Origin of the sequence: Streptococcus infantis ATCC 700779, from assembly GCF_000187465.1 — a bacterium.
Classification (GTDB): domain Bacteria; phylum Bacillota; class Bacilli; order Lactobacillales; family Streptococcaceae; genus Streptococcus; species Streptococcus infantis.
In genome coordinates, this window is the sequence record NZ_GL732439.1 from 1,099,279 (window position 1) to 1,121,711 (window position 22,433).

Below are 22,433 nucleotides of genomic sequence, written 5' to 3' on the forward strand. Positions count from 1 at the left end.
CTATTTTCAAACAATTTATTGTTGTAAGACTTTTCGAGGTTTTGTCCCTTCAGCAGGACCAATAACTCCAGCCATCTCTAATTCTTCCATCAATCGAGTTGCTCGGTTAAAACCAACAGATAGACGGCGCTGAATCATGGATGCACTTGCTTTTTGAGTTTCAATAACCAAAGCCTTGGCTTCTTCGAAAAGTGGATCTCCAGCATCATCGCTAGAACCAAAATCACCTTCTGTCTCAGATACTTCTCCTGGGTCAAAGCTTTCATCATAATCCGCATCTGCTTGAGCCTTAATGAAGCTAACAATACGTTCCACATCATCATCAGAGATAAAGGAACCTTGCAAGCGAACAGGGTGATTTTCATCGATTGGTTTAAAGAGCATATCCCCTCGACCAAGCAATTTCTCCGCACCATTTTCATCTAAAATCGTACGTGAATCCGTTCCTGAAGAAACAGCAAATGCTACACGTGACGGCACATTGGCCTTAATCAAACCAGAGATAACATCCACTGAAGGACGCTGGGTTGCAAGAATCATGTGAATACCAGCTGCACGCGCCTTTTGTCCGAGTCGGATAATGGCATCTTCTACTTCCTTGCTAGCAACCATCATGAGGTCAGCCAACTCATCCACAATCACGACGATTAAAGGTAGAGGCACTTGTTTGTACTCTGATTGAGCGTTGAATTCCTCAACTTTAGCATTGAAACCGGCAATATTTCGAACGCCAACCTTAGCAAATAGTTCGTAGCGGTTTTCCATCTCATCAACGACTTTTTGAAGGGCCTTGCTGGCCTTACGAGGGTTGGTCACAACTGGAATCAAGAGATGAGGGATATCGTTGTATACTGAAAGCTCAACCATCTTAGGGTCCACCATCATAAACTTAACCTGGTCAGGGCGGGCCTTCATCAAAATACTTGCGATAATGCCATTAACTGCAACGGATTTACCAGAACCTGTAGAACCGGCCACTAGCAAGTGAGGCATTTTAGCCAAATCAAAACTACGAGCCGTACCATTGACTGCTTTCCCAAGAGGAATTTCTAAAAGATTTTCAGGTTTTGTTTGAGATTGTTCCCAAAGCTCACGGAAGGATACAGTTGCAATTTCTGAGTTAGGAACTTCGATACCTACCAAGGATTTCCCAGGAATCGGTGCTTCGATACGGACATCTTTAGCTGCCAAAGCCAAAGCTAAATCGTCTGCTAGGTTTGAAATACGGTTGACACGGACACCAACTGCAGGTTTAACCTCATACTTGGTCACCGACGGACCGATTTCCGCTCTTTCTACAGTCACTTTAATACCAAAACTTGCGAAGGTCTCTTCCAAAATTTTAATATTTTCTCGAACGATTTTCTTTTCTTTTGACTGATCTTTTGGTTTGTCTGGCGCAAAGAGTTGCAAGCTTGGAAGCTTATACTCCAAGGCCTTTTTAGCAGAAAAATCTACTTCAACCTCTTCGTCATCATCTTCTTCAGAGAAAACTTCTTCCTCTGGATAGTCTCCTTCTTCAGGGTAATCAAAATCAGCTTGCGGGAGAATAATCTCAGGTTCTACCCATTCCTCCTCTGGAAGTGGAGGAAATTCTTGCAGTGGTTGGTCTGATAAGATTTCTCCAGTTTCCATATCTACAGGCTGCATGTCAAGCAAAGCCTGCTCTTCTCTTTCTTTTTCAAGTCTTGCTTGCTCTTCTGCTTCTCTTCGTGCCTTTTCTTCTTCACGCTTGATAAAGCGCTCTTGTTTTTTCTGTTCACGGCGTTCCATCCAAATAGCAAATCGAGCTGAAAGAAAATCAGCAATATCATAGATAGACCATGGACTCATTAAAAGAGCTCCGATTAAGATTAAGATTGCCCCGATGAAATAGGTACCGATGTTTGAGAACAAAAAGGCTACCGGAATGTAGAGACCTACCCCTAACAAGCCTCCCCCTGCAAAACCGGTTACTTGAAAACTGGTTAAATCTTTAAAGATTTGTCCAATCGTTCCTTGAAAAATAGCATTTGCCATGCTAAGCTTCCAGACAAGATAAGCTTGAAAGATGAGGAGTAAGCCTGCAAAAATAAAGAAGAAACCTGCTAGCAAGCCTTCTTGTTTATGAATCCATTTAAAGAAGAATAGATAAATCAAGAGAGAGAAAATAGCTAAGTATGCTAAACTCCCTACGAGTAAGCGAATCAGGTTATAAACAGTGATTCCGACAGCTCCCCATTTAAGAGCAGCAAAAATTAAACAGATAGCCAAAGCTAAGGAAATCAACATTCGTTGAATCGCTTGTTTTCTTTCCAATTCTGCTTTAGACGGTCTTCGTCTTGTTTTAGTTGTATTCTTGTTTGCCATGCTTCTATTATATCATATTTCATGAACTTTTCGAGAGGTTAAAAAAATGACTGCCCACTTTCGTGTTCAGTCATTTGAATGTGTTTGTGATTATTTTTCTAATGGTTTACGAAGGTAACCGTAAACTACACCACTGACAATTGCTCCTACCAAGACAAAGACAAGGTAAAGAAGAGCATTTGAAGTAAGGGCGATAACGAAGATTCCTCCGTGAGGAGCCATGAGTTTGATATTTGCAAGACCAACGAGTCCACCTGCTACCGCTGAACCAAGGATGAAGCTCGGGATAGCACGAGCTGGGTCTGCTGCACCAAATGGAATCGCACCTTCAGTGATAAATGACAAGCCCATAACGATGTTCGTCAAACCAGAGTTACGTTCTTCTTTGGTAAATTTATTCTTAAAGAGAAGCGTTGCCACAAAGATTGCAAGTGGTGGAACCATTCCTCCAGCCATAACTGCTGCCATGGCTACTGAACCACCTGTTGCCACTGTTGCTGCAAGAGTACCAGTACCAAAGACGTAGGCTGCTTTATTGACAGGGCCACCCATATCGACAGCCATCATTCCTCCAAGAACGACTCCAAGAAGGACAGCTGATCCACCTTCAAGACCACCAAGGAAGTTGTTCATACCAGTGTTGATTGCAGCCATTGGGATATTAACAGCTAGCATGACAAAGCCTGTCAAGATTGTTCCAAAAAGTGGCAAGAGAAGGATTGATTTAGCACCTTCAAGTGAGCGAGGAACCTTCACGTATTTCTTAACCAAGAGCACCAAGGCACCTGCGATAAATCCACCTACGAGGGCTCCAAGGAAACCTGATGATACTCCTGCAAGAGCTGAAGTTGCTTCACCACCCTGAGCGTAAGGAATTTTACCAAAGGCATAACCTTCTTTAGCGATGGCACCAGCTACGAAACCGGCTACCAAACCTGGTTTTTCAGCGATTGAGTAAGCAACATATCCTGCAAATACTGGAAGCATTAAACCAAAGGCAGAACCACCAATTTTCATGAACATTGAAGCGAGTTCATGGTAAGAACCAAGATTTCCAAGGCTCTCATTTGGAACCCCCAAAGCACCATCAATCAAGAAGGCGAGGGCAATCATGATACCACCACCAATAACGAATGGCAACATTTGTGATACACCACTCATCAAGTGTTTGTAGAAGGCACCACCTAGACTTTGTTTTTCATTAGATGCTGTTGAAGCTTGCGCTCCATTAGCAGCACGATATACTTCAGCATTACCAGAAAGAGCCAAGTTGATCAACTCTTCTGTCTTCCGAATACCATCTGCAACTGGACGATTCACCAATGGTTTACCATCGAAACGATCCATCTCAACTGCTTTATCTGCAGCGATGATAACAGCTTTGGCATTGCGGATATCTTCTGCTGTCAATTTGTTGCCAACACCACTTGCACCGTTGGTTTCAACCTTGATACCAACACCCATTTCTGCAGCCACTTTTTGAAGAGCTTCTTGGGCCATGTATGTGTGGGCAATGCCTGTTGTACAAGCTGTAACTGCTACGATAAAGTCACCAGATTCATTTGCAGGAGCTTGAACTGGTTCTTGAGCTTTTTCTGAAGCTTGGTCAAAGAGTTCAATGACTTGATCAGCTGATGTTACTTGACGAAGTTTATCAGCAAATCCGTCTTTCATCAAATACTGTGACAATTTTGCCAAGGCAGCCAAGTGAGTATCATTGGCACCTTCTGGAGCAGCAATCATAAAGAAGAGGTCAGTTGCTTGTCCGTCTAAACTTTCATAGTCAACACCCTTGTTCGACTTAGCAAAGAGAACTGTAGCTTCCTTTACAGCAGAATTTTTGCTGTGTGGCATAGCGATACCGTCGCCCAAGCCTGTAGAAGTCAAAGCTTCACGCGCTAAAATTCCTTCTTTGAAGGTTTCAAAATCTGTCACATATCCGTGTTCAACCAAGCTATGAATCATTTCTTCGATAGCTGCTGTTTTTTCAGTTGCTTGCAAATCAAGCAACATGACATCTTTTCTCAATAAATCTTGAATTTTCATCTTTTTTCTACCTCAACTTTTTCATAAGTTTCTTTAATAAATGCTGCAGTTGCCAAATCATCTGAGAAGGTGGTCGCTGTTCCACATGCCACTCCCCACTTGAAGGCTTCTACTGCGTCTTTTGATTTGACAAACTCACCCGTAAATCCAGCAACCATCGAGTCACCAGCACCAACTGAGTTTTTCACGGTTCCTTTAATCGGTTTAGCAAAGTATGCTCCATCTGATGTTACCAGAAGGGCTCCATCACCAGCCATAGAGATAATAACGTTTTGAGCACCTTTAGCCAGCAATTCTCGAGCGTATTTCTCTATTTCATCAAGGCTTTCAAGCTTGACTCCAAAGATAGCTCCCAGTTCATGATTGTTTGGTTTGACTAAAAGTGGTTGATAATCCAAACTATCAATCAAGGTTTGACCTTCAAAGTCACAGACTACTTGAGCGCCTGTCTGACGCGTCAAAGCAATTAATTCTTTGTAAACAACATTACCCAAGTTTTTAGCACTTGATCCAGCAAATACTACTGTATCTTCTGCTGTCAGACTTGAAAGAATGGCTTTTAACTCTTCAAGTTGTTCGGGCTCAACATTAGGGCCTGTCCCATTGATTTCTGTTTCTTGGTCGGCTTTAATCTTAACATTGATACGCGTATCTTCTGCCACTTGGACAAATTGCGTTTCAATTTGTTCTTCAGCTAAAGTATCTGTGATAAATTTTCCAGTAAAACCTCCGATGAAACCTGTCGCTGTATTTGGAATATCCAAACGCTTCAAGACACGGCTAACATTGATACCTTTACCACCAGCAAACTTATCATCACTATCCATACGATTGACACTACCAACTTCCACTTTGTCCAAACGGACAATGTAGTCTATAGATGGATTGAGTGTGACTGTATAAATCATACTTCTATTACCTCCGTTTTCTCTTTGATAGCTGACAAGAGCTCATGATCCTTGCTTGTAATGACAATAGCACGTTTTATAGGAGCCACCTTAGCAAAACAAGACTGACCAAGCTTGGATGAATCTGCTAGAACATATGTCTGTTTAGCATTTTCTAAGATAGCACGCTTGACAGCGCCCTCCTCCATATCTGGAGTTGTAAAGTAACCTTCATCTACACCATTCATTCCAATAAAGGCACGATCAAAGTGCAGTTGGTTAATCTGGTTGAGAGCTACTCCTCCGATACTGGCATCAGTTGTCATCTTGACTCCACCACCGATAATGACTGTTGGGATTTGCTTATCAACTAATTGAACCGCATGGTGAATGGAATTGGTTACCACTGTAATGTCTTTTCGCTCCAATTCTTTAATGAGAAAGGCTGTCGTACTTCCTGCATCTACAAAGATAACATCTTTTTCTTTGATGAGGGAAGATGCTCTTTGAGCAATCAACTTTTTCTCTTGAAGGTTTTTGACAGATTTTTCTTGAATGGTTTCTTCTTCTTGCAAGGAGTGAGGCAACTCTGCTCCTCCATGCACTCGACGAAGTTTATTTTCAGACTCCAATTCATCTAAATCACGTCTGACCGTTGATTCTGAAGTATCTAACAAACCTACTAATTTCTCAAGTGAGACGATTTTATGCTGTTTCAATTCTTCTAAAATCACCTGTTTTCGTTCACTTTTTAGCACTAGTTTACCTCCTGTTAACGATTACATTATTCATTCTATCATAAAAAATATCAAAGTCAAGCATTTTTTGTCACTTTCTTTCATTTTCTGTCACTAGCTCCTCATCTTCAAATAAATTTGCAAGAAAGAAGGCTTTATGGTAGACTAGGTTAGTAAACAATGGAAGATTACTCAAGAGGCTTAAGAGGCCGTGTTGGAAACGCGGTAGGCGTGTTAAAGCGTGCGTGGGTTCGAATCCCATGTCTTCCGTTTATTTTCAAAAAAGATACCCAAGAAATCTTGGGTATCTTTTTTCTTATATGTTTGTTTTCTAACTTGGGTGAATTTCTTAGAAAATATCAAATAACAATTTCACATTGAGAATTGTTAAGATAATTGAAACAATATAACCAAGGATGGTATTCCATTTGGCATTGGTAAATTCGCCCATCAGTGATTTCTTAGAAGTTAGATAAATCAAAGGGAAGATTGAAAACGGAAGAGCGATTGAAAGAAAGACCTGCGAATATACCAATAACTGATCCAAGGTTTTTTCCTGATGACCAAACAGAACCGCTACAATCATGACAGGCAACAAGGCAAAGAGACGAGTTGCCAAACGAATGAACCACTGAGGCAATCTCATATGCAAGAAACCCTCCATAACGATTTGTCCAGTCAAGGTACCCGTAATTGTCGAATTCTGACCACTGGCTAATAGGGCCAAGGCAAACAAGGTTGATAAGGTTGAGCTAGCTATAGCTCCCGCAATGGTAGAATCCTGCAAGGCATTATACATTTGAGAGAAGGCAGAAATCTCGGATGCATGGCCGAAAAAGAGAGCCGCCCCGAGGATTAATAGAAGGGAGTTAACGATAAAGGCCAAGGACAGTTGAAGATTTGAATCCCAGGTCATAAAGCGCACCGCTTTTCGAACATCATCCTTGGCCTTGTGATTGATTTTCCGAGTTTGAGATAAGGAAGAATGCAAATAGAGGTTATGGGGCATAACCGTCGCACCTACAATCCCAAGGGCTAATGTTAATTGACTTTCATGTCCTGGCAAAGGACTCTCAAATAAGGTCGAATTGGGTAAATAACCCTCAGCGATTCCTTGGAAGCTTGGATTTGATAAAGCTACTAGATAAGTAAAGATTGCTAGAATCGTTAAAATAAGTGTTGTCACGATAGCTTCTATCTTCTTAAAGGCAAACTTCATCAGGAGCAATAAGAGAAAGACATCTAGAACCGTCAAGAGGATGGCTATCATAATCGGAATCTTAAAGAGAAGATTGAGAGCAATGGCTGAACCTAGAACTTCTGCCAAATCCGTCGCCATCAAGGCCAACTCCAAAATCACCCATAAACTATAACGCAACCACTTTGGTGAGTGATGAGCCGTTGCTTGAGCCAGGTCCATCTGGGTTACAATCCCAAGTTTTCCTGCCATCTGCTGAAGCTGCATGGCAATAAGAGATGAAATAAAGATGACAAACAAGAGACTATACTTATAGGAAGCACCACCGACTACACTGGTAATCCAGTTTCCTGGATCCATATAACCAACTGCGACAAGAGCACCCGGACCTAAAAAGGCCTTTAAATTTTGCCAGAAATGATTGTTATTTGGAGTATCGATAGATTGATTAATCTCAGAGAGTGACACTTTTTTATGAGAATACATAGATACTTGCCTCTTTCTAAACCTACTTTTTCATTATTTTCTATTAGAGAAAAATAAGATTGACTTTAAACTATTAAAACAATGAAAACTATATGAAAAACATTTAGTTTTTTCATTATTTTTCTTAAGGCACCTTAATTATAACAGAAAATATGATAAAAACTTAAGAAAATTCAGGACTTGATTTAATATTTAGGATACAACAAAATGTTGTATTCTTTTTTTGCAAAAGAATACCAAAGAATAAAATAAAAAACGTTGTAAAAACAACGTTTTAGAAAGATTTACAAAACAATGTAAATTATCAATGGAGCCGGTGGGAGTCGAACCCACGTCCAAACATCTGCTAACATATTTGTCTACAACCATAGGTTATGTATTGTTTTAACAGCTCCTCGACACATAACTCAAGCCTAGGAACTGCGAGTCTATCAATCTCTTATCAAACTGCTAGACAAAGTTTGATCGTATCTCGCTAAAATTAAGACCTGTCATCAGACACGAGCAATCTGAATCGGGTCACGCCTGCTGGTTTTTAGGCAGCTAGAGCGTAAGAAGTGTTGTTTTTTGCAGTTATATTTAACTGAGCGTTTACGTCGCCACACGAGTCGCAAAATATGCCTCATAATGCCTGTCGAATCCGTAACGACCCCAAAGACTATAAAGATATTATACCTTATCTAGGTTAAAAAAGCAAAAATGCAAGTAGATGTCTAGGAAAGACTAGTTTTCAAAGCTTCCGTTAGAGCCTGATAGCCAGAAACGCTAAGGTGAAGCCCATCTGTTGTATAGTCTGATTTGAGTTGCCCTTCCTGATCGAGTAGCTCTTCAAAGACAGATACATATTCTACCTGCATGTAAGCAGAAGCTAGCTCTTGATAGGCTTGGTTCCAGGCCTTGATTTTCTCATTTGTACGAATATAAACTGTCTGTTTGTATTCTTCCCCTTGATGAACTGGCAGAATAGAAACTAGCTTAATCTGTGACAGCGGATAGTCACGAGAAATACTTTGAATTACACTTTCAAGATTTGTTAATGCTTGACTCATTGGAACATCTTTCCCAATATCATTGGTCCCAATCAAAAGCACAATTTGATCCACTGCATCACCATATAGGTGGGCATCAAGGTTATCAAGTAAAAGGCCAGTTTGATAGCCTCGAATACCTCGGTTCACAATAGTCTTTGTTGTCCCTAGTAATTCTTGCAAGGGATAATACTCAACAATAGAATCTCCAATAAAAATGATATCTGGTTCAATTACCGAAATCTGATTGAGTTCACGATACTTGGTTTGGATTTTCTCTTGCTCTTTTAAGAGCCAGTTTTCTAATAGCTGTACTGCCAAGTTATTCTCCTCTTTCTAGCCAGTTCTCTAAAACTTTGTAAACACCTGCCTGACTGTTGGCTGGAGCTAATTTTGTCGCAATTTCTTTAACAGCCTCTTCTGCATTTTCCATAGCGTATGAAATTCCTGCCAACTCTAACATTTCAATGTCATTTTCACTATCACCGAAGGCCATGATTTGTTCAGGTTTTAAGTTCCAACGTTTGAGCAATTCTACTAGCCCCCACGCTTTATGAATCCCGTCCTGTAAGATATCAATACAGCCATAACCGCTGGAAACAGCTCGCACATGCCCATTAAATAGGTCATTAACTTCTTGTAAAACTGAATCCAATCGCTCTTCACCAACTACCATGCTCATCTTGAGAACGCCACCGAAGAGACTGGAGTCAAATTCATCGACAAAGTTCATTCGTTGATAGAGCTTTTCAATCATCTCTGGAGTCATAAATTTATCTAGTTCTGTAAAAACAGTGCCTTTCTTTACAAAACCACCATTCATAGCAGTTACGACAAACTGATCCTGACATTCCCTACCTTTAAAGTGGCCCAAAGCTTTATCAACAATGGCATCATCCCAAGTTTGTGCTTGAATCAATTCATTGTTCTCGAATATCCGAGCACCGTTAGCAACTACGAGAACCACTCTCTCTGCTAAATGTCCCAGTAATTGTCGCATACGATGAACTTCATTTCCCGTTGCAATGACAAAACGAATATCACATTGGTCCAGCTTGTCCAAAATTTTTTCTAGACGAGGTAGATCCAGTTGTCCCTTGGGGTCCAACAAGGTTCCATCCATGTCCGTCGCAATTACTCTAATATCCATCTTTTTCTTATCGCTCTCCATTGCTACCATTTCAAACCTACATGCTCATTCATTTCTGTATAAGCTGTGTCTATCCGTTCTTTGGTTTCATCATCTAACTGGCTACGATATTTCCCACCCTCAATGAAATCATCTAAGATATAGGTCTGGTATAGATAGAGTGGATAACCTTCTGGAGAATAAGTTCCTTTTGGTGTTCTATTAACCCAGCTAGGATGAGCTTTAGCAGTCTCAATCGTAGTCTTTCCTGCTTTTTTCTTAATGGTCACATCCATGAGAACGCCACGTTCTGTCCATTTGGCATTTCCCTCATCCTGCATGGTTTCAATACGCTGATTCGATAGGAAATTCCCCATAGAATAGATGATGAGTTTCTTATCTCCAGCTTTTTCAACTGTCTCAGCTGGTTCAACAACGTGAGGGTGACCACCGAAGATAATATCAGCCCCCCAGTCAATCATTTTATGGTATAGTTCCTTTTGCTCTTCTGTTGGTTCCAATTGATACTCAATTCCCATCTGAGGCATAACAACCGTTATATCTGCTTCTTTTTCAGCTCGTTCAATTTCTGCCTTCATTTTTTCTTCATTGAGGTCAGAAAGATGATTGTCGTAGTCTTCTTTAGAAATATGTTCTTCAATACCGTTAAAGCCATAAGAATAAGCTAGAAGAGCAACTTTTATTCCCTTGACTTCCTTGATGACGATAGGCGCCTTATCTCTTGGTTCGTGGGTGTAAACTCCGATTGGTGTCATTCCAGCTTTTTCGATAGCATCAGCAGTTGAAAAAACTCCCTCGATCTGAGAATCTAAGATATGATTGTGAGCCAAGTCTAACACTTGGTAACCAGCATCCTTTATAGCATCCATGACTTCTCCTGGTGCATTAAACAAAGGATAACCTGCAAGATAGTGGTCTTTATTTACGGTTCCTTCAAAATCACCAATAACTAGGTCTGCTTGTTTGAGCCAAGGTTTTACATACTCAAAGTTTTCATGAAAATCATAAGTCCCATCTTCCTTTAGGGCAGTTCGATAAATCGGAATATGGTAGAGGAGGTCACCATTTGCCATGATGCGCACACTCGTTTCTTCTTCCGTTACGGAATTCTTACCATTAGAGTCTGAATTCTGACTCACTGCAGGTGCATTCCTATTCCACAATGGAACTCCCTTAATTCCTTGAGCTAATAAAGTCAAAGCCATCGAAATCGCAACAACAATCAACAACACAACAACAAAGTTTTTATTACTCCACTGTCGATATTTTTTGAAAAATTGGATAGACTCTCTGACAACTGGTAATCCTGATTGCTTTTTTCTTCTACTACGTTTTTCCATATCTTTTCTCCTTGCTTTTTGATGCAAGTCTCCTTACTTTATTATACCACAGACAAATAGCTATTTCCCTTTATTAGCAACTTCTGTGACTTTCTTTCTCAACTATTTTGTGTTATCATGGAATTGTAATGGAAGGAAGGAGAGAAGATGTCTGCTATAGAACGTATTACAAAAGCTTCACATTTAATCGACATGAAAGATATTATCCGCGAGGGCAATCCAACCCTACGTGCAGTTGCCGAGGAAGTCAGTTTCCCATTGAGCGATCAAGATATCATCCTTGGTGAGAAAATGATGCAATTTTTGAAACATTCACAAGACCCAGTTATGGCTGAAAAGTTAGGTCTACGTGGAGGAGTCGGACTTGCTGCACCACAATTAGATATCTCAAAACGCATCATTGCTGTTTTAGTTCCTAATATCACCGAGGAAGGTGAAACACCTCAAGAAGCCTATGACTTACAAGCTGTTATGTACAATCCTAAGATTGTCTCACACTCAGTCCAAGACGCTGCTCTAGGAGAGGGAGAAGGTTGCCTATCAGTCGATCGTACTGTCCCAGGTTATGTTATCCGCCATGCTCGAGTAACTGTCGACTACTTTGACAAAGATGGCGAAAAGCATCGCATCAAGCTAAAAGGCTACAACTCCATCGTTGTACAACATGAAATCGACCACTTAAATGGTGTTATGTTTTATGATCGTATCAATGAAAAGGATCCTTTCGCAGTCAAAGAAGGTTTACTCATTCTGGAATAAAGAAAATCCCGTTGAAAGACGGGGTTTTATGTTATAATAGAGCCATGAAAACAAATGATATTGTCTATGGCGTTCACGCCGTTACCGAAGCACTGTTAGCAAATACTGGAAACAAACTCTATCTCCAGGATGATTTACGAGGTAAGAATGTAGAAAAAGTTAAGGAACTGGCGACTGAAAAGAAAGTATCCATCTCTTGGACTTCAAAAAAATCACTTTCCGAGATGACTGAAGGAGCTGTCCACCAAGGCTTCGTTTTACGTGTTTCTGAATTTGCCTATACTGAACTTGAGCAGATTCTTGCTCAGACTCGTCAAGAAGAAAACCCACTACTATTAATTCTAGATGGACTAACTGACCCTCATAACTTAGGTTCTATCCTAAGAACAGCCGATGCAACCAACGTTTCAGGTGTTATTATTCCAAAACATCGAGCTGTTGGTGTGACACCCGTAGTTGCAAAAACAGCAACGGGCGCCATCGAGCATGTGCCTATCGCTCGCGTTACCAATCTCAGCCAAACCTTGGACAAGCTAAAAGAAGAAGGCTTTTGGACCTTTGGAACTGATATGAATGGAACTCCTTGCCATAAATGGAACACCAGCGGAAAGGTCGCCCTCATTATCGGAAATGAAGGAAAAGGTATCTCAAGTAACATCAAAAAGCAAGTGGACGAGATGATCACTATTCCAATGAATGGACATGTACAGAGTCTCAATGCAAGCGTTGCTGCTGCTATTCTTATGTACGAAGTCTTCCGCAATCGATTATAAAAAAGTGAGGTTGGGACAAAAGATCCCGACCTCACTTTTTATTAGCAATCAAACTTTGACGCGGTAGCTGATTGAACTTTTTGTTCGTCTTTTAGACTCCAAAAAGCTCCTAATCATCCTCGCGGGGCTGGGACTACGAAATCGAGACTTTGTCTATCGATTTCTGTCCCACCGCCTTTTTAACTATGTTCAGTAATATATTTATAGGCTTCTTGACCTGCAATAGCACCATCACCAACTGCTGTTGTAACTTGGCGAAGGTCTTTCTGACGAACATCTCCAACTGCAAAGACACCTGCAACACTTGTCTTCATGTGGTCGTCTGTCACAATCCAACCTGACTCATCTTGGATTTGTAAATCTTTTGTAAAATCGCTAACTGGATCTAAACCAACATAGATGAAGACACCTCCAAAGGCATGTTCAGTCACTTGATTTGTTTTAACATTTTCAATGACAATTGACTCCACACGGTTTTCACCCTTGATTTCTTTGACAACAGAATCCCAAATGAAGTTGATTTTACCATTGGCAAAGGCGCGGTCTTGCAAGACTTTTTGGGCACGAAGTTCATCACGACGGTGAACGATGGTTACAGATTTGGCGAACTGTGTTAAGAAGATTGCTTCCTCAACCGCTGAGTCACCACCACCTACAACCAACAAATCTTGGTCACGGAAAAAGGCTCCATCACAAACCGCACAGTAGGAAACTCCACGACTATTCAGTTCTTCTTCTCCTGGAACTCCTAAGAGGCGATGTTTTGAACCAGTCGCTACGATAACTGTGCGAGTTTCAAATTCTTCATCGTCTGTGATTACTTTCTTAACATCACCATGGTCCTCAATATTTTTTACAAAGCCATAGAGATGTTCAACACCTAGATTTTCAAGAGGTTCAAACATCTTTTCTGCTAACTCAGGTCCACTAATGTTAGCATAACCTGGATAGTTTTCAATGTCAGAAGTGTTGTTCATCTGACCGCCAGGAAGGCCACCTTCAATCAAAGCTACTTTGAGATTGCTGCGAGCTGCATACAAGGCTGCAGTCATCCCAGCAGGACCTGCACCGATAATAATCGTATCGTACATTCTATTTCCTTCTTTCTTGTTGTAACTATTCTTATTCTAACGGATAAAATCCTATTTGACAACTATTAAGCCTTGAGAACCAACAAGATGCTCATGGTTGCAAAAGACAATACTGGAATTGTTAGAACTCCAATCATAATCATATCATAGAGGTGAGCTTGACGCTCCTTAGCAGTTTTATCCACACCTGATAGAGCTCTTAAACCAATCCAAATCCCTAAGACAACCAAGACTAGTAAAATCGTCAAAACCAAACTCTCTAAATACAAAGCAAATAGCTGAACTAGCATGCTCTCTCTCATTTCTATTATTTTTAAAGAGCAAACCCAGTTAGCTTAGCCAACTGAGTTTTTCTTATCTTCTATTATATCAGATATAGGTCCGTTTGTAACTAGCAAAGAACTCTTTTGTTCGTTCTTCTTTAGGATGGTTGATAATCTCATCCGGTGTTCCAGATTCAATAATCTTCCCTTTATCCAAGAATAAAACCTTATCCGCAACTTGAGCAACAAATGACATATCATGACTAACCAAAACCATGGTTTGACCTGATTTTGCAGCATTGGCAATCGATCTTTCTACCTCACCAACCAATTCTGGATCCAGTGCTGAAGTCGGTTCATCCAAGAGTAAGACGTCTGGTTTCATAGCTAGGGCACGCGCTATAGCTACCCGTTGTTTTTGTCCCCCAGACAAGTGACGCGGATAATGCTGTTCACGATCAGAAAGCCCAACCTTAGCCAGCTCTTCCTTAGCAATTTCAGTCGCTTCTTCGTCCGATAGTTTTTTAACGACAACCAAGCCTTCTTTAACATTTTCTAGCGCTGTTCTACGCTCAAATAAATTAAACTGTTGGAAAACCATCGATAGTTTGCGACGAAGAGTTAGAATTTCTTCTTGCGTAATTTGAGAAAAATCAACTTTGAAATCATCAATCTGAATAGAACCACTATCAGGAGTTTCTAGATAGTTTAGGCTACGAAGAAAAGTTGATTTCCCAGCTCCTGAAGAACCAATTAAGGCAACAACTTCTCCTTTTTGAATATCTAAGTTCAGATGGTCCAAAACGGTTTGACCTGAAAAGGATTTGCTTAAATTTGAAATTTTAATCATTAGCGAAGCTCTCCTTTCACATCTGTCTCAACATTATCTGGTGCTGTAATAGCCATTTTTCTTTCAATGAAACGGCCAAGATTTTCAATAACGATATTTACCACCCAGTAGACAAGGGCAACTGAGATAAAACGTTCAAAGTAACGATAGTCTGCACCACCCAAAATCTGAGCTTGGGCAAAGACTTCTACAACACCTGCACTGAAGGCTAGGGAAGTCCCCTTGGTCAAGCCAATCAAGGAGTTGATCAAGGTTGGTGTTGCAACTACTGCTGCATTGGGAATAATCACACGACGATAAACTTGTCCACGTGTCATACCAAGACTTCGAGCTGCCTCAATCTCCCCAGGATCGACTGAAAGGATGGCTGCACGAATGGTTTCACTAGCATAGGCTGCCTCGTTAAAAGCAAATGCCACAATCGCGAACGTCGCTGCTGGAATAGCATTAATGTTCAGAGAAGTTCCCCATTGTTGATTCAAGGCTTTCAAAGCTAGTGGAATCCCGTAATAAGTCAACATCAGTTGAACTAAAATTGGGGTTCCTTTTAGGAAACTAACAAAAAAGGCTTGTAATGGGTAAATAAATCTAACTCGGTTGATTTTCACGATAGCAAAGACTAGGGCTAGCATGATACCAAAAAAGGCACCAAATACCGTTAACATCAATGTTGTAGGTAATTGCTGTACAATTCTTGGGATCCCATCAAAGACAGAACGCCAACTAAAAAGTTTGCCATCTGGAATATATTGCATCAAATTTTGATACCAATCAGATGCTAAAATCGTTGTAACATTCATAGAAACATCCTCTCAAGATAATGATTCATTCTATCATACTTATGCTCTAATTAAAAATATTTGCTACGAGCATATCAGATTTCATCTACCTTCTAGTTTATCATACTTTAAAAGTGGGAGGTTATATATTTTATCTATCAAGGAGATAGAAAAAAACTAATTCAAATCCAAATTATTGTATGATTTACGATAGCCAATTTGTTTTACAAGACCATTTTCAACTAGTATTGGACGTTTCAATAGCATACCATCACTGGCCAAGAGTTTGGCTGCTTCTTTGTTTGACAATGTTCCAACCTTATCTTTCAATCCGAGTTCACGATATTTGATTCCACTAGTATTGAAAAATTGCTTCAATTCAAATCCCGAAGTTTCGAGCCAGTTTAAAATGACCTTTTCACTCGGAGTCTCTTCAACGATATGAACGTCTTTATATTCTAGTCCGAGTTGATCTAATTCTTTCTTTGCTTTTTTACAAGTTGTACATTTTGGATATTCGATAAATTCTAACATTTTCTTCTCTTTCTATTTTTTATTTTCTTGATAACTTGCACCTTCACGCCTCAAGAGCCAAGCCTTCTTTTCAAGTCCCCAAGCATATCCTGTCAGACGTCCTCCAGCACCTAACACACGGTGACAAGGTACAAGGACAGACCAGGGATTGCGACCTACTGCTCCTCCGATTGCTTGAGCAGAAGGCACCTGCAAGTCCTTAGCTATTTGCCCATAAGTAACAGTCTGACCAAAAGGAATTCCTCGCAAGTAGTTCCAGACTCTTTTTTCAAAGTCACTACCGACAGGAGCTAAAGGTAATCCAGATAAGTCTTGATCTTGCCCCTTAAAATAAGTCTCTAAATAGGAAGTAATTTGATTTAAAATGGGATGACTCTCAACAACAGTTACATCATTTTCAGATAATCCCTTCTCAAAATCGCTCTCTTCTTCAATCCATATCCCAAACAAATAGTGGTCATCTGCTAGCAGAGATAGGGGGCCAATCGGTGACTTGTATAGCATCTTTGCATACTTCTTAGGCATTTGATTTTAATTTTTGATAGGCCAAGCGTTCCCCGTCTACTGGAACTTTACCAACCTGTTTGAAGCCAAGTTTTTCAAAGATATGCTGCATTGCTATGTTTTTAGCGTGCGTATCTGAACGAAAATCTAGGTAATCGAAGCCTTCAATCAAGCCTTCTAAAAAGGTCTGAGCAACACCTTGACCTTGCGCATCTCTAGCAACGGCAATACGGTGAAATACTAAGTATTCTGCTTCATTTCCCTCCCAGTTGCCATCATAGATTGCTTCATAAGCTTTTTCTGGGCTCTTAGTCACTGCTGCATAGGCTAAGAGGTCACCTTCATCTAGGGCTACATAAGCTTGACCAGAGATGATATCTTCAATAATGGTATCTGCATCTGGGTAGCCGTTTTGCCACTGAGTGCTACCAGCTTCTGCCAAATATTTCTTGGCTCCCTCAATCACTTGCATAATTGCATCAACTTCGTTTGGAAAGGCTAAGCTAATCTCCATCATTTATCCTCTTTTCATACTATTTTCTCTCATCATAGCATAAATTATTTCTTTCTACAAGCACTTGAAACTTGACTTATTATTTCTAATATTTTATAATCTAGTTATTAAAACTAGATAAAAAGGAGTTGAAAATGAATCCCACTTTTTCCTATCCAAAATGGAAAGAAATTCCAAATATTGATCTCTATCTAGACCAAGTCTTACTTTATGTAAATCAAGTATGCGAACCTATCTCACCAGAATCTGACAAAGGCTTAACTGCTTCTATGGTCAATAACTATGTCAAACACGGCTATCTGACAAAACCTGAAAAGAAAAAATACCAACGCAAACAAATCGCACGATTAATTGCTATTACCACTCTAAAATCTGTTTTTTCTATCCAAGAAATTGCTCAAACCCTTAATACCCTACACACAGACACTAATTCAGAAGAACTTTACAATGCTTTTGTGGACTATATGAATGAAGATATTGATCCAGCTAATCCCATTATCCAGGCAAGCTGCCAAACGGTCAAACTCTATCATCAAACACTTGCATTAGTCTATACAGAAACCGAAGAGGAGGAAACAAATGAATACTAGTTTCAAACTTAGTAAACGACTTAGTTTTGGAGAAGAAATTGCCAACAGTGTCACCCATGCTGTAGGAGCATTTATCATGCTCATCCTACTTCCCATTTCATCTACTTACAGTTATGAGGCCCATGGTTTCTTATCGTCTGTCGGTGTGTCCATCTTCGTCATCAGCCTCTTTCTCATGTTCCTTTCATCGACTATTTATCATTCTATGGCTTATGGTTCCACTCATAAGTACGTGCTTCGTATCATCGACCATTCCATGATTTATGTTGCGATTGCGGGTTCTTATACCCCGGTGGTTTTAACCCTGATGAATAATTGGTTTGGTTATCTCATTATCGCCATTCAGTGGGGAACAACTATTTTCGGTATTCTTTATAAAATCTTTGCCAAGAAGGTCAATGAAAAATTCAGTCTCATCCTTTACCTCATCATGGGATGGCTAGTCTTGGCTATCTTACCAGTAATCATCAGTCAAACAACTCCAATTTTCTGGAGCCTCATGGTATCGGGCGGACTCTGTTACACTGTTGGAGCTGGTTTTTACGCCAAGAAAAAACCATACTTTCACATGATTTGGCATTTGTTTATCTTAGCAGCTTCTGCTCTCCAATACATTGCTATTGTTTATTACATGTAAAAAAAGAAGTTGGGAAAAATCCCAACCTCTTTTTTTATTTACACATATTCATAAAGTACTGATGCAGGCGAAGATCATTTGTCAATTCAGGATGAAAGGAGGTTACCAGCATATTCTTTTCTTGTGCCGCAACGATTTGATCGTTCACAATTGCTAAAACATCAACATCCTCACCAACACTACTGATAATTGGACCACGGATAAAGGTCATGGGTATTTTACCAATGCCCTTGCAGTCTGCTTCGCTATAAAAGCTTCCTAGCTGACGTCCATAGGCATTGCGCTCTACTACTATGTCCATAGTCGCTAGATGGCTTTCCTCTTTAGAAGTGATTTGTTTTGCTAGCAAAATTAAACCCGCACAAGTTCCAAAGACTGGTAAACCATTGAGAATAGCCTCTCTTAGAGGAATTAGCATCTGCTGATCTCGCAACAGTTTCCCCATCGTTGTAGACTCTCCCCCTGGCAAGATTAACCCCGACAGGTCACTCTGGTGTTGCTGAAAATCTTCTAGGTTTCGCAGTTCAATACTTTCAACTCCTAGTTGATCAAGCATTTTCTCGTGTTCTACAAAGGCACCTTGCAAGGCCAAGATTCCGATTTTCATCTATTTTCCTCGCTCTGCCATGAGAATTTGGATTTCATTCTCATTGATACCAACCATGGCTTCTCCTAAATCTTCAGAGATTTGAGCCAGAATTTGAGGATTCTGATAATTGGTAACAGCCTTGACAATTGCTGCTGCACGTTTAACAGGATCACCTGACTTGAAAATCCCTGAGCCAACAAACACACCTTCTGCACCTAGCTGCATCATAAGAGCAGCGTCCGCTGGTGTTGCGACTCCTCCAGCCGCAAAGTTAACAACTGGTAATTTTCCATTTTCGTGGACATATTGAACTAATTCTACAGGTACTTGGAGTTCTTTTGCAGCAACATATAACTCGTCCTCACGGAGGTTTTGAATGCGGCGAATTTCTTGATTCATCATACGCATATGACGAACCGCCTGAACGATGTCTCCTGTTCCTGGTTCCCCTTTTGTACGGATCATAGAAGCTCCTTCAGCGATACGGCGCAAGGCTTCTCCTAGGTCTTTAGCGCCACAGACAAAAGGAACTTGAAATTCTTTCTTGTCCACATGGAAACGGTCATCAGCTGGAGATAGAACTTCGCTCTCATCGATATAGTCAATCTCGATGGCCTCTAAAATCTGTGCTTCAACAAAATGCCCAATTCGAACCTTAGCCATTACTGGAATGCTGACTGCTTCTTGGATTTCCTTGATCATCTTTGGATCGCTCATGCGAGAGACACCACCCGCCGCACGAATATCAGCTGGGATTCGTTCCAAAGCCATAACTGCTGCCGCACCTGCAGCCTCAGCAATTCTTGCTTGTTCAGGATTTTGAACATCCATGATGACGCCACCCTTAAGCATCTGTGCTAAATTCTTATTTAATTCATAACGATTTTCAGTCATTTTTTCTTCCTCAATAGTTGTATTGGTAGCTACAGTTTTATTGTAAGGTATAAAAGACTGCATAACAAGATAAAATAAATCAATTTGTCCGGGTACAATTATCTCTATCACAAAAAAAGCACCCACATTGGGTACTTTTATTTCTTAGATTTTTTAATACTTTTCACAAGATAAAAGAGATATCCTGAAACCATGTAGGCAACAAAGATAGTTGCTGCCCATTTAAAGACAAAGCCCCAACCATGTTTGGTAGCATTCAAAAAGAAATAAGGGAAGGGACTATCCTTAGCATTAGGGACATCCATCTTTAAAACAAAACCGTTTAAAAGGGCAAAAATCATATAAAGCAAAGGAAGGCTAGTCCAAAGCATGGGATCAGCTAACTTATATTGACGACTCTTATCAAAAATAATTGTATCTGCTAAAAACCAGAGAGGGACAATATAATGACAAAGAAAATTTTCCAAACGGTAAAAATCTGTCGTCAAGGGAGCTAGCATGAAATGATAGATCACACAAGTAATCATAATACTCATAGTGACGCCACCTTTGAGACGTAGAATACCAGGACTCTGCCAACTATCACCTCCACCACGCATCTTTAACAAAAGATAACCTGTAAAAAGTACAACCAAAAGGTTAGAAAGTACTGTGTAGTAAAGCAACATCCCTAAACCACCGCGTTTGGTGATCTCCAAGAATACACCGATAAAGGCTGCTATAAATAAAAAGATACGACTATAAAAAATTACTTTTTCATTTTTAATCATGATTAAATCTTCTTCACAAATTCTGATTTAAGCTTCATAGCACCAAAACCATCAATCTTACAGTCAATGTTGTGGTCACCTTCAACAATACGGATGTTTTTCACACGGGTTCCTTGCTTGAGGTCTTTAGGAGCACCTTTAACCTTCAAATCTTTAATCAAGGTTACTGTATCTCCATCAGCTAGTTTGTTCCCATTTGCATCGATAGCAACAATGCCTTCTTCAACTTCTGCTTGCTCAGCAGGATTCCACTCGTAAGCACATTCTGGACAAACTAGAAGTGCGCCATCTTCATACACATATTCTGAATTACATTTTGGGCAATTTGGTAATTGACTCATGTTATCTCCTTAAAAAAATTTATGATTATTTGAATGTCAAATTTTCTTCAACAGCAACTATTATACCTTAAAACAGACTATTTGACAAATTATGATAAAAAACGACAAACCGAAATTCAGTTCATCGTTTTATAGTTCTTATAAATGTTTTTGAGCTTCTGATTTAATTTTTTCAACAACTTCTAAAATAGAGAGACCAGTCGTATCCAAATAGATTGCATCCTCAGCTTGCTTGAGAGGTGAAGTTTCACGATGACTATCTTTATAATCACGCGCAGCAATCTCTTCTTTCAAAGTTTCCAAATCTGTTTCGATTCCCTTTGAAAGATTTTCCTTGTAACGACGTTCCGCACGCTCATCTACAGATGCTACTAGAAAAATCTTCAATTCAGCCTGAGGCAAGACTACTGTTCCAATATCGCGGCCATCCATGACAATACCACCTTGTCGGGCAATTTCTTGCTGAAGGGCTACTAACTTTTCACGAACAGCTGGAATCGCTGCAAAAGCAGAAACAGCGTTGGTTACTTCATTTTCTCGGATTGGATTTGTTACATCTACATCTCCAACAAAAACAAGCTGCTCTCCTGTTTCAGCGCGGCCAAAGCTAATTGGATATTGTTCCAATAATTCAAGAAGTTGAGATGGCTCATCTGGGCTAATTTGGTTTTTCAATGCGATGTAAGTCGCCGCACGATACATAGCGCCTGTATCCAGATAAGTATAGCCAAAGTCCTTAGCAATAATCTTAGCTACTGTACTCTTACCACTGGAAGCTGGCCCATCAATAGCAATCTGAATTGTTTTCATTGTCACTCCTATCTTGTCTTAAGGACATCACCAGGATTTGCAAACCAAGTTCCTGAAGACATATGACCAGGATTCAAGGCTTCAAGTTGAGCAATAGAGATTCCAGCGCGAGCCGCAATTGCTGCTTCCCCTTCTCCTGCCATGACTGTAATAGTTCCTTCAGAATCAGTACGTGCCTCTGTATGTTCTTGTTGAGTTGTCTCTGCTTCTGTTGACTCTGTTGACTGGGCAGTAGTAGCCACTGTTGTAACTTCTTCTACTTTTGGAGCCGAAGAATCATAAAAATCTTTCAAAGCTGAAGTGCGATCACTTCCGCCTGATGACAAGTAGACCAATACAACTACCATCCCAACAACAATCACAAAGAAGAAAATAGCTAGAACTGTTAAAATACGATTGGCCACGACACCTGAACCTTTTTTGTTTCGTTGACGGCGTTCAGTTCTTGATTCCTCTTCTTGGTTTTCATAAATATCTTCTTGCCACGGTTCCTTTTCCATACCTTACTCCTTGA

Annotated in this window: 25 protein-coding genes, 1 tRNA gene and 1 other RNA gene; 5 read left to right on the forward strand and 22 right to left on the reverse strand. The window is 40.2% G+C overall.

The features are described from left to right. Window positions 1-15 precede the first annotated feature (15 nt). From HMPREF9423_RS07875 to HMPREF9423_RS07890, 4 genes are all read right to left on the reverse strand, one after another. On the reverse strand, window positions 16-2,298 hold the full coding sequence (locus HMPREF9423_RS07875; RefSeq protein WP_420902916.1) for a DNA translocase FtsK: 2,283 nt from the start codon (window positions 2,296-2,298) through the stop codon (window positions 16-18). A gap of 141 nt (window positions 2,299-2,439) precedes the next feature. Continuing rightward, window positions 2,440-4,395, reverse strand: coding sequence for a PTS fructose transporter subunit IIABC (locus tag HMPREF9423_RS07880; protein ID WP_006148802.1), 1,956 nt, complete (start codon window positions 4,393-4,395; stop codon window positions 2,440-2,442). Next, window positions 4,392-5,303, reverse strand: a complete 912-nt coding sequence (pfkB, locus tag HMPREF9423_RS07885) for a 1-phosphofructokinase (protein ID WP_006148803.1) — start codon at window positions 5,301-5,303, stop codon at window positions 4,392-4,394. Before pfkB ends, HMPREF9423_RS07880 begins: the two co-directional genes overlap by 4 nt. Further along, on the reverse strand, window positions 5,300-6,040 hold the full coding sequence (locus tag HMPREF9423_RS07890; protein ID WP_006148804.1) for a DeoR/GlpR family DNA-binding transcription regulator: 741 nt from the start codon (window positions 6,038-6,040) through the stop codon (window positions 5,300-5,302). The genes pfkB and HMPREF9423_RS07890 overlap by 4 nt, the downstream gene beginning before the upstream one ends. A gap of 161 nt (window positions 6,041-6,201) precedes the next feature. Here HMPREF9423_RS07890 and HMPREF9423_RS07895 point away from each other — a divergent pair. Next, a tRNA-Ser gene (locus HMPREF9423_RS07895) sits at window positions 6,202-6,289 on the forward strand. Window positions 6,290-6,368: 79 nt separating this feature from the next. Here HMPREF9423_RS07895 and HMPREF9423_RS07900 read toward each other — a convergent pair. The 5 genes from HMPREF9423_RS07900 to HMPREF9423_RS07915 form a co-directional block, all read right to left on the reverse strand. After that, window positions 6,369-7,703 carry an Nramp family divalent metal transporter gene (locus HMPREF9423_RS07900; RefSeq protein ID WP_006148805.1) on the reverse strand — a complete coding sequence of 445 codons (1,335 nt, stop codon included), beginning with the start codon at window positions 7,701-7,703 and terminating at the stop codon, window positions 6,369-6,371. 305 nt (window positions 7,704-8,008) lie between these two features. Then, window positions 8,009-8,356, reverse strand: a transfer-messenger RNA (tmRNA) gene (ssrA, locus tag HMPREF9423_RS12020). 60 nt (window positions 8,357-8,416) lie between these two features. Continuing rightward, window positions 8,417-9,052, reverse strand: coding sequence for an SGNH/GDSL hydrolase family protein (locus HMPREF9423_RS07905; protein ID WP_006148806.1), 636 nt, complete (start codon window positions 9,050-9,052; stop codon window positions 8,417-8,419). Window position 9,053: 1 nt separating this feature from the next. Next, a complete protein-coding gene (locus tag HMPREF9423_RS07910) occupies window positions 9,054-9,881 on the reverse strand; it encodes an HAD family hydrolase (protein WP_025170197.1) in 828 nt (275 codons plus the stop codon). Window positions 9,882-9,904: 23 nt separating this feature from the next. After that, window positions 9,905-11,221, reverse strand: a complete 1,317-nt coding sequence (locus HMPREF9423_RS07915) for a CapA family protein (protein WP_006148809.1) — start codon at window positions 11,219-11,221, stop codon at window positions 9,905-9,907. 147 nt (window positions 11,222-11,368) lie between these two features. On the opposite strand from HMPREF9423_RS07915, the gene def reads away from it, so the two are divergent. Both def and rlmB read left to right on the forward strand, forming a co-directional pair. Then, window positions 11,369-11,980 carry a peptide deformylase gene (gene def, locus HMPREF9423_RS07920; RefSeq protein WP_006148810.1) on the forward strand — a complete coding sequence of 204 codons (612 nt, stop codon included), beginning with the start codon at window positions 11,369-11,371 and terminating at the stop codon, window positions 11,978-11,980. A gap of 44 nt (window positions 11,981-12,024) precedes the next feature. Next, a complete protein-coding gene (rlmB, locus tag HMPREF9423_RS07925; RefSeq protein ID WP_006148811.1) occupies window positions 12,025-12,753 on the forward strand; it encodes a 23S rRNA (guanosine(2251)-2'-O)-methyltransferase RlmB in 729 nt (242 codons plus the stop codon). Between the two features lie 179 nt (window positions 12,754-12,932). Here rlmB and trxB read toward each other — a convergent pair whose 3' ends face one another. From trxB to HMPREF9423_RS07960, 7 genes are all read right to left on the reverse strand, one after another. Continuing rightward, a complete protein-coding gene (trxB, locus tag HMPREF9423_RS07930) occupies window positions 12,933-13,844 on the reverse strand; it encodes a thioredoxin-disulfide reductase (protein ID WP_006148812.1) in 912 nt (303 codons plus the stop codon). 65 nt (window positions 13,845-13,909) lie between these two features. Continuing rightward, window positions 13,910-14,134 carry a DUF4059 family protein gene (locus HMPREF9423_RS07935; protein ID WP_006152536.1) on the reverse strand — a complete coding sequence of 75 codons (225 nt, stop codon included), beginning with the start codon at window positions 14,132-14,134 and terminating at the stop codon, window positions 13,910-13,912. A 79-nt stretch (window positions 14,135-14,213) separates the two neighbouring features. Continuing rightward, window positions 14,214-14,957 (reverse strand): amino acid ABC transporter ATP-binding protein, encoded by a 744-nt coding sequence (locus HMPREF9423_RS07940; RefSeq protein ID WP_006148814.1) that lies wholly within the window; start codon window positions 14,955-14,957, stop codon window positions 14,214-14,216. After that, entirely contained in the window at window positions 14,957-15,757 is an 801-nt protein-coding gene (locus HMPREF9423_RS07945; protein WP_006148815.1) for an amino acid ABC transporter permease, read from the reverse strand. Before HMPREF9423_RS07945 ends, HMPREF9423_RS07940 begins: the two co-directional genes overlap by 1 nt. A 156-nt stretch (window positions 15,758-15,913) precedes the next feature. After that, window positions 15,914-16,270 (reverse strand): Spx/MgsR family RNA polymerase-binding regulatory protein, encoded by a 357-nt coding sequence (locus tag HMPREF9423_RS07950; RefSeq protein WP_006148818.1) that lies wholly within the window; start codon window positions 16,268-16,270, stop codon window positions 15,914-15,916. 12 nt (window positions 16,271-16,282) lie between these two features. Further along, on the reverse strand, window positions 16,283-16,774 hold the full coding sequence (locus HMPREF9423_RS07955; RefSeq protein WP_006155612.1) for a methylated-DNA--[protein]-cysteine S-methyltransferase: 492 nt from the start codon (window positions 16,772-16,774) through the stop codon (window positions 16,283-16,285). A gap of 13 nt (window positions 16,775-16,787) precedes the next feature. Further along, window positions 16,788-17,288, reverse strand: a complete 501-nt coding sequence (locus HMPREF9423_RS07960; RefSeq protein ID WP_025170198.1) for a GNAT family N-acetyltransferase — start codon at window positions 17,286-17,288, stop codon at window positions 16,788-16,790. A gap of 134 nt (window positions 17,289-17,422) precedes the next feature. Between HMPREF9423_RS07960 and HMPREF9423_RS07965 the strand changes: the two genes are divergently transcribed. Beyond that, on the forward strand, window positions 17,423-17,878 hold the full coding sequence (locus tag HMPREF9423_RS07965; RefSeq protein WP_006148822.1) for a DUF1836 domain-containing protein: 456 nt from the start codon (window positions 17,423-17,425) through the stop codon (window positions 17,876-17,878). Beyond that, the gene (gene trhA, locus HMPREF9423_RS07970) at window positions 17,868-18,515 is read left to right on the forward strand and encodes a PAQR family membrane homeostasis protein TrhA (protein WP_006148823.1); all 648 of its coding nucleotides are present in this window, start codon (window positions 17,868-17,870) and stop codon (window positions 18,513-18,515) included. The genes HMPREF9423_RS07965 and trhA overlap by 11 nt, the downstream gene beginning before the upstream one ends. A gap of 34 nt (window positions 18,516-18,549) precedes the next feature. Here trhA and pdxT read toward each other — a convergent pair whose 3' ends face one another. From pdxT to HMPREF9423_RS08000, 6 genes are all read right to left on the reverse strand, one after another. Beyond that, window positions 18,550-19,122: a pyridoxal 5'-phosphate synthase glutaminase subunit PdxT gene (gene pdxT, locus HMPREF9423_RS07975; protein ID WP_006148824.1), complete on the reverse strand. Its 573-nt coding sequence runs from the start codon at window positions 19,120-19,122 to the stop codon at window positions 18,550-18,552. Continuing rightward, window positions 19,123-19,998 (reverse strand): pyridoxal 5'-phosphate synthase lyase subunit PdxS, encoded by an 876-nt coding sequence (gene pdxS / locus HMPREF9423_RS07980; protein WP_004253907.1) that lies wholly within the window; start codon window positions 19,996-19,998, stop codon window positions 19,123-19,125. It lies immediately after the preceding gene. A gap of 137 nt (window positions 19,999-20,135) precedes the next feature. After that, window positions 20,136-20,768: a Pr6Pr family membrane protein gene (locus HMPREF9423_RS07985; protein WP_006148830.1), complete on the reverse strand. Its 633-nt coding sequence runs from the start codon at window positions 20,766-20,768 to the stop codon at window positions 20,136-20,138. A gap of 2 nt (window positions 20,769-20,770) precedes the next feature. Further along, on the reverse strand, window positions 20,771-21,109 hold the full coding sequence (locus HMPREF9423_RS07990) for a zinc ribbon domain-containing protein YjdM (protein ID WP_004253903.1): 339 nt from the start codon (window positions 21,107-21,109) through the stop codon (window positions 20,771-20,773). A 138-nt stretch (window positions 21,110-21,247) separates the two neighbouring features. Then, window positions 21,248-21,919 (reverse strand): (d)CMP kinase, encoded by a 672-nt coding sequence (cmk, locus tag HMPREF9423_RS07995; protein ID WP_006148832.1) that lies wholly within the window; start codon window positions 21,917-21,919, stop codon window positions 21,248-21,250. An 8-nt stretch (window positions 21,920-21,927) separates the two neighbouring features. Then, entirely contained in the window at window positions 21,928-22,419 is a 492-nt protein-coding gene (locus tag HMPREF9423_RS08000) for an SAG1386/EF1546 family surface-associated protein (RefSeq protein WP_006148833.1), read from the reverse strand. Between the last annotated feature and the right edge of the window lie 14 nt (window positions 22,420-22,433).

Excerpts from the sequence above, each read along its gene's own strand:
- HMPREF9423_RS07950 (WP_006148818.1), bottom strand. The coding sequence starts at position 16,270 with ATGTTAGAATTTATCGAATATCCAAAATGTACAACTTGTAAAAAAGCA.
- cmk (WP_006148832.1), bottom strand. The coding sequence starts at position 21,919 with ATGAAAACAATTCAGATTGCTATTGATGGGCCAGCTTCCAGTGGTAAG.
- HMPREF9423_RS08000 (WP_006148833.1), bottom strand. The coding sequence starts at position 22,419 with ATGGAAAAGGAACCGTGGCAAGAAGATATTTATGAAAACCAAGAAGAG.
- HMPREF9423_RS07900 (WP_006148805.1), bottom strand. The coding sequence starts at position 7,703 with ATGTATTCTCATAAAAAAGTGTCACTCTCTGAGATTAATCAATCTATC.
- HMPREF9423_RS07880 (WP_006148802.1), bottom strand. The coding sequence starts at position 4,395 with ATGAAAATTCAAGATTTATTGAGAAAAGATGTCATGTTGCTTGATTTG.
- trxB (WP_006148812.1), bottom strand. The coding sequence starts at position 13,844 with ATGTACGATACGATTATTATCGGTGCAGGTCCTGCTGGGATGACTGCA.
- HMPREF9423_RS07935 (WP_006152536.1), bottom strand. The coding sequence starts at position 14,134 with ATGCTAGTTCAGCTATTTGCTTTGTATTTAGAGAGTTTGGTTTTGACG.
- HMPREF9423_RS07985 (WP_006148830.1), bottom strand. The coding sequence starts at position 20,768 with ATGATTAAAAATGAAAAAGTAATTTTTTATAGTCGTATCTTTTTATTT.
- HMPREF9423_RS07945 (WP_006148815.1), bottom strand. The coding sequence starts at position 15,757 with ATGAATGTTACAACGATTTTAGCATCTGATTGGTATCAAAATTTGATG.
- HMPREF9423_RS07960 (WP_025170198.1), bottom strand. The coding sequence starts at position 17,288 with ATGGAGATTAGCTTAGCCTTTCCAAACGAAGTTGATGCAATTATGCAA.
- def (WP_006148810.1), top strand. The coding sequence starts at position 11,369 with ATGTCTGCTATAGAACGTATTACAAAAGCTTCACATTTAATCGACATG.
- pfkB (WP_006148803.1), bottom strand. The coding sequence starts at position 5,303 with ATGATTTATACAGTCACACTCAATCCATCTATAGACTACATTGTCCGT.
- HMPREF9423_RS07990 (WP_004253903.1), bottom strand. The coding sequence starts at position 21,109 with ATGAGTCAATTACCAAATTGCCCAAAATGTAATTCAGAATATGTGTAT.
- HMPREF9423_RS07955 (WP_006155612.1), bottom strand. The coding sequence starts at position 16,774 with ATGCTATACAAGTCACCGATTGGCCCCCTATCTCTGCTAGCAGATGAC.
- rlmB (WP_006148811.1), top strand. The coding sequence starts at position 12,025 with ATGAAAACAAATGATATTGTCTATGGCGTTCACGCCGTTACCGAAGCA.
- HMPREF9423_RS07910 (WP_025170197.1), bottom strand. The coding sequence starts at position 9,881 with ATGGATATTAGAGTAATTGCGACGGACATGGATGGAACCTTGTTGGAC.
- HMPREF9423_RS07915 (WP_006148809.1), bottom strand. The coding sequence starts at position 11,221 with ATGGAAAAACGTAGTAGAAGAAAAAAGCAATCAGGATTACCAGTTGTC.
- trhA (WP_006148823.1), top strand. The coding sequence starts at position 17,868 with ATGAATACTAGTTTCAAACTTAGTAAACGACTTAGTTTTGGAGAAGAA.
- pdxT (WP_006148824.1), bottom strand. The coding sequence starts at position 19,122 with ATGAAAATCGGAATCTTGGCCTTGCAAGGTGCCTTTGTAGAACACGAG.
- HMPREF9423_RS07940 (WP_006148814.1), bottom strand. The coding sequence starts at position 14,957 with ATGATTAAAATTTCAAATTTAAGCAAATCCTTTTCAGGTCAAACCGTT.
- pdxS (WP_004253907.1), bottom strand. The coding sequence starts at position 19,998 with ATGACTGAAAATCGTTATGAATTAAATAAGAATTTAGCACAGATGCTT.
- HMPREF9423_RS07965 (WP_006148822.1), top strand. The coding sequence starts at position 17,423 with ATGAATCCCACTTTTTCCTATCCAAAATGGAAAGAAATTCCAAATATT.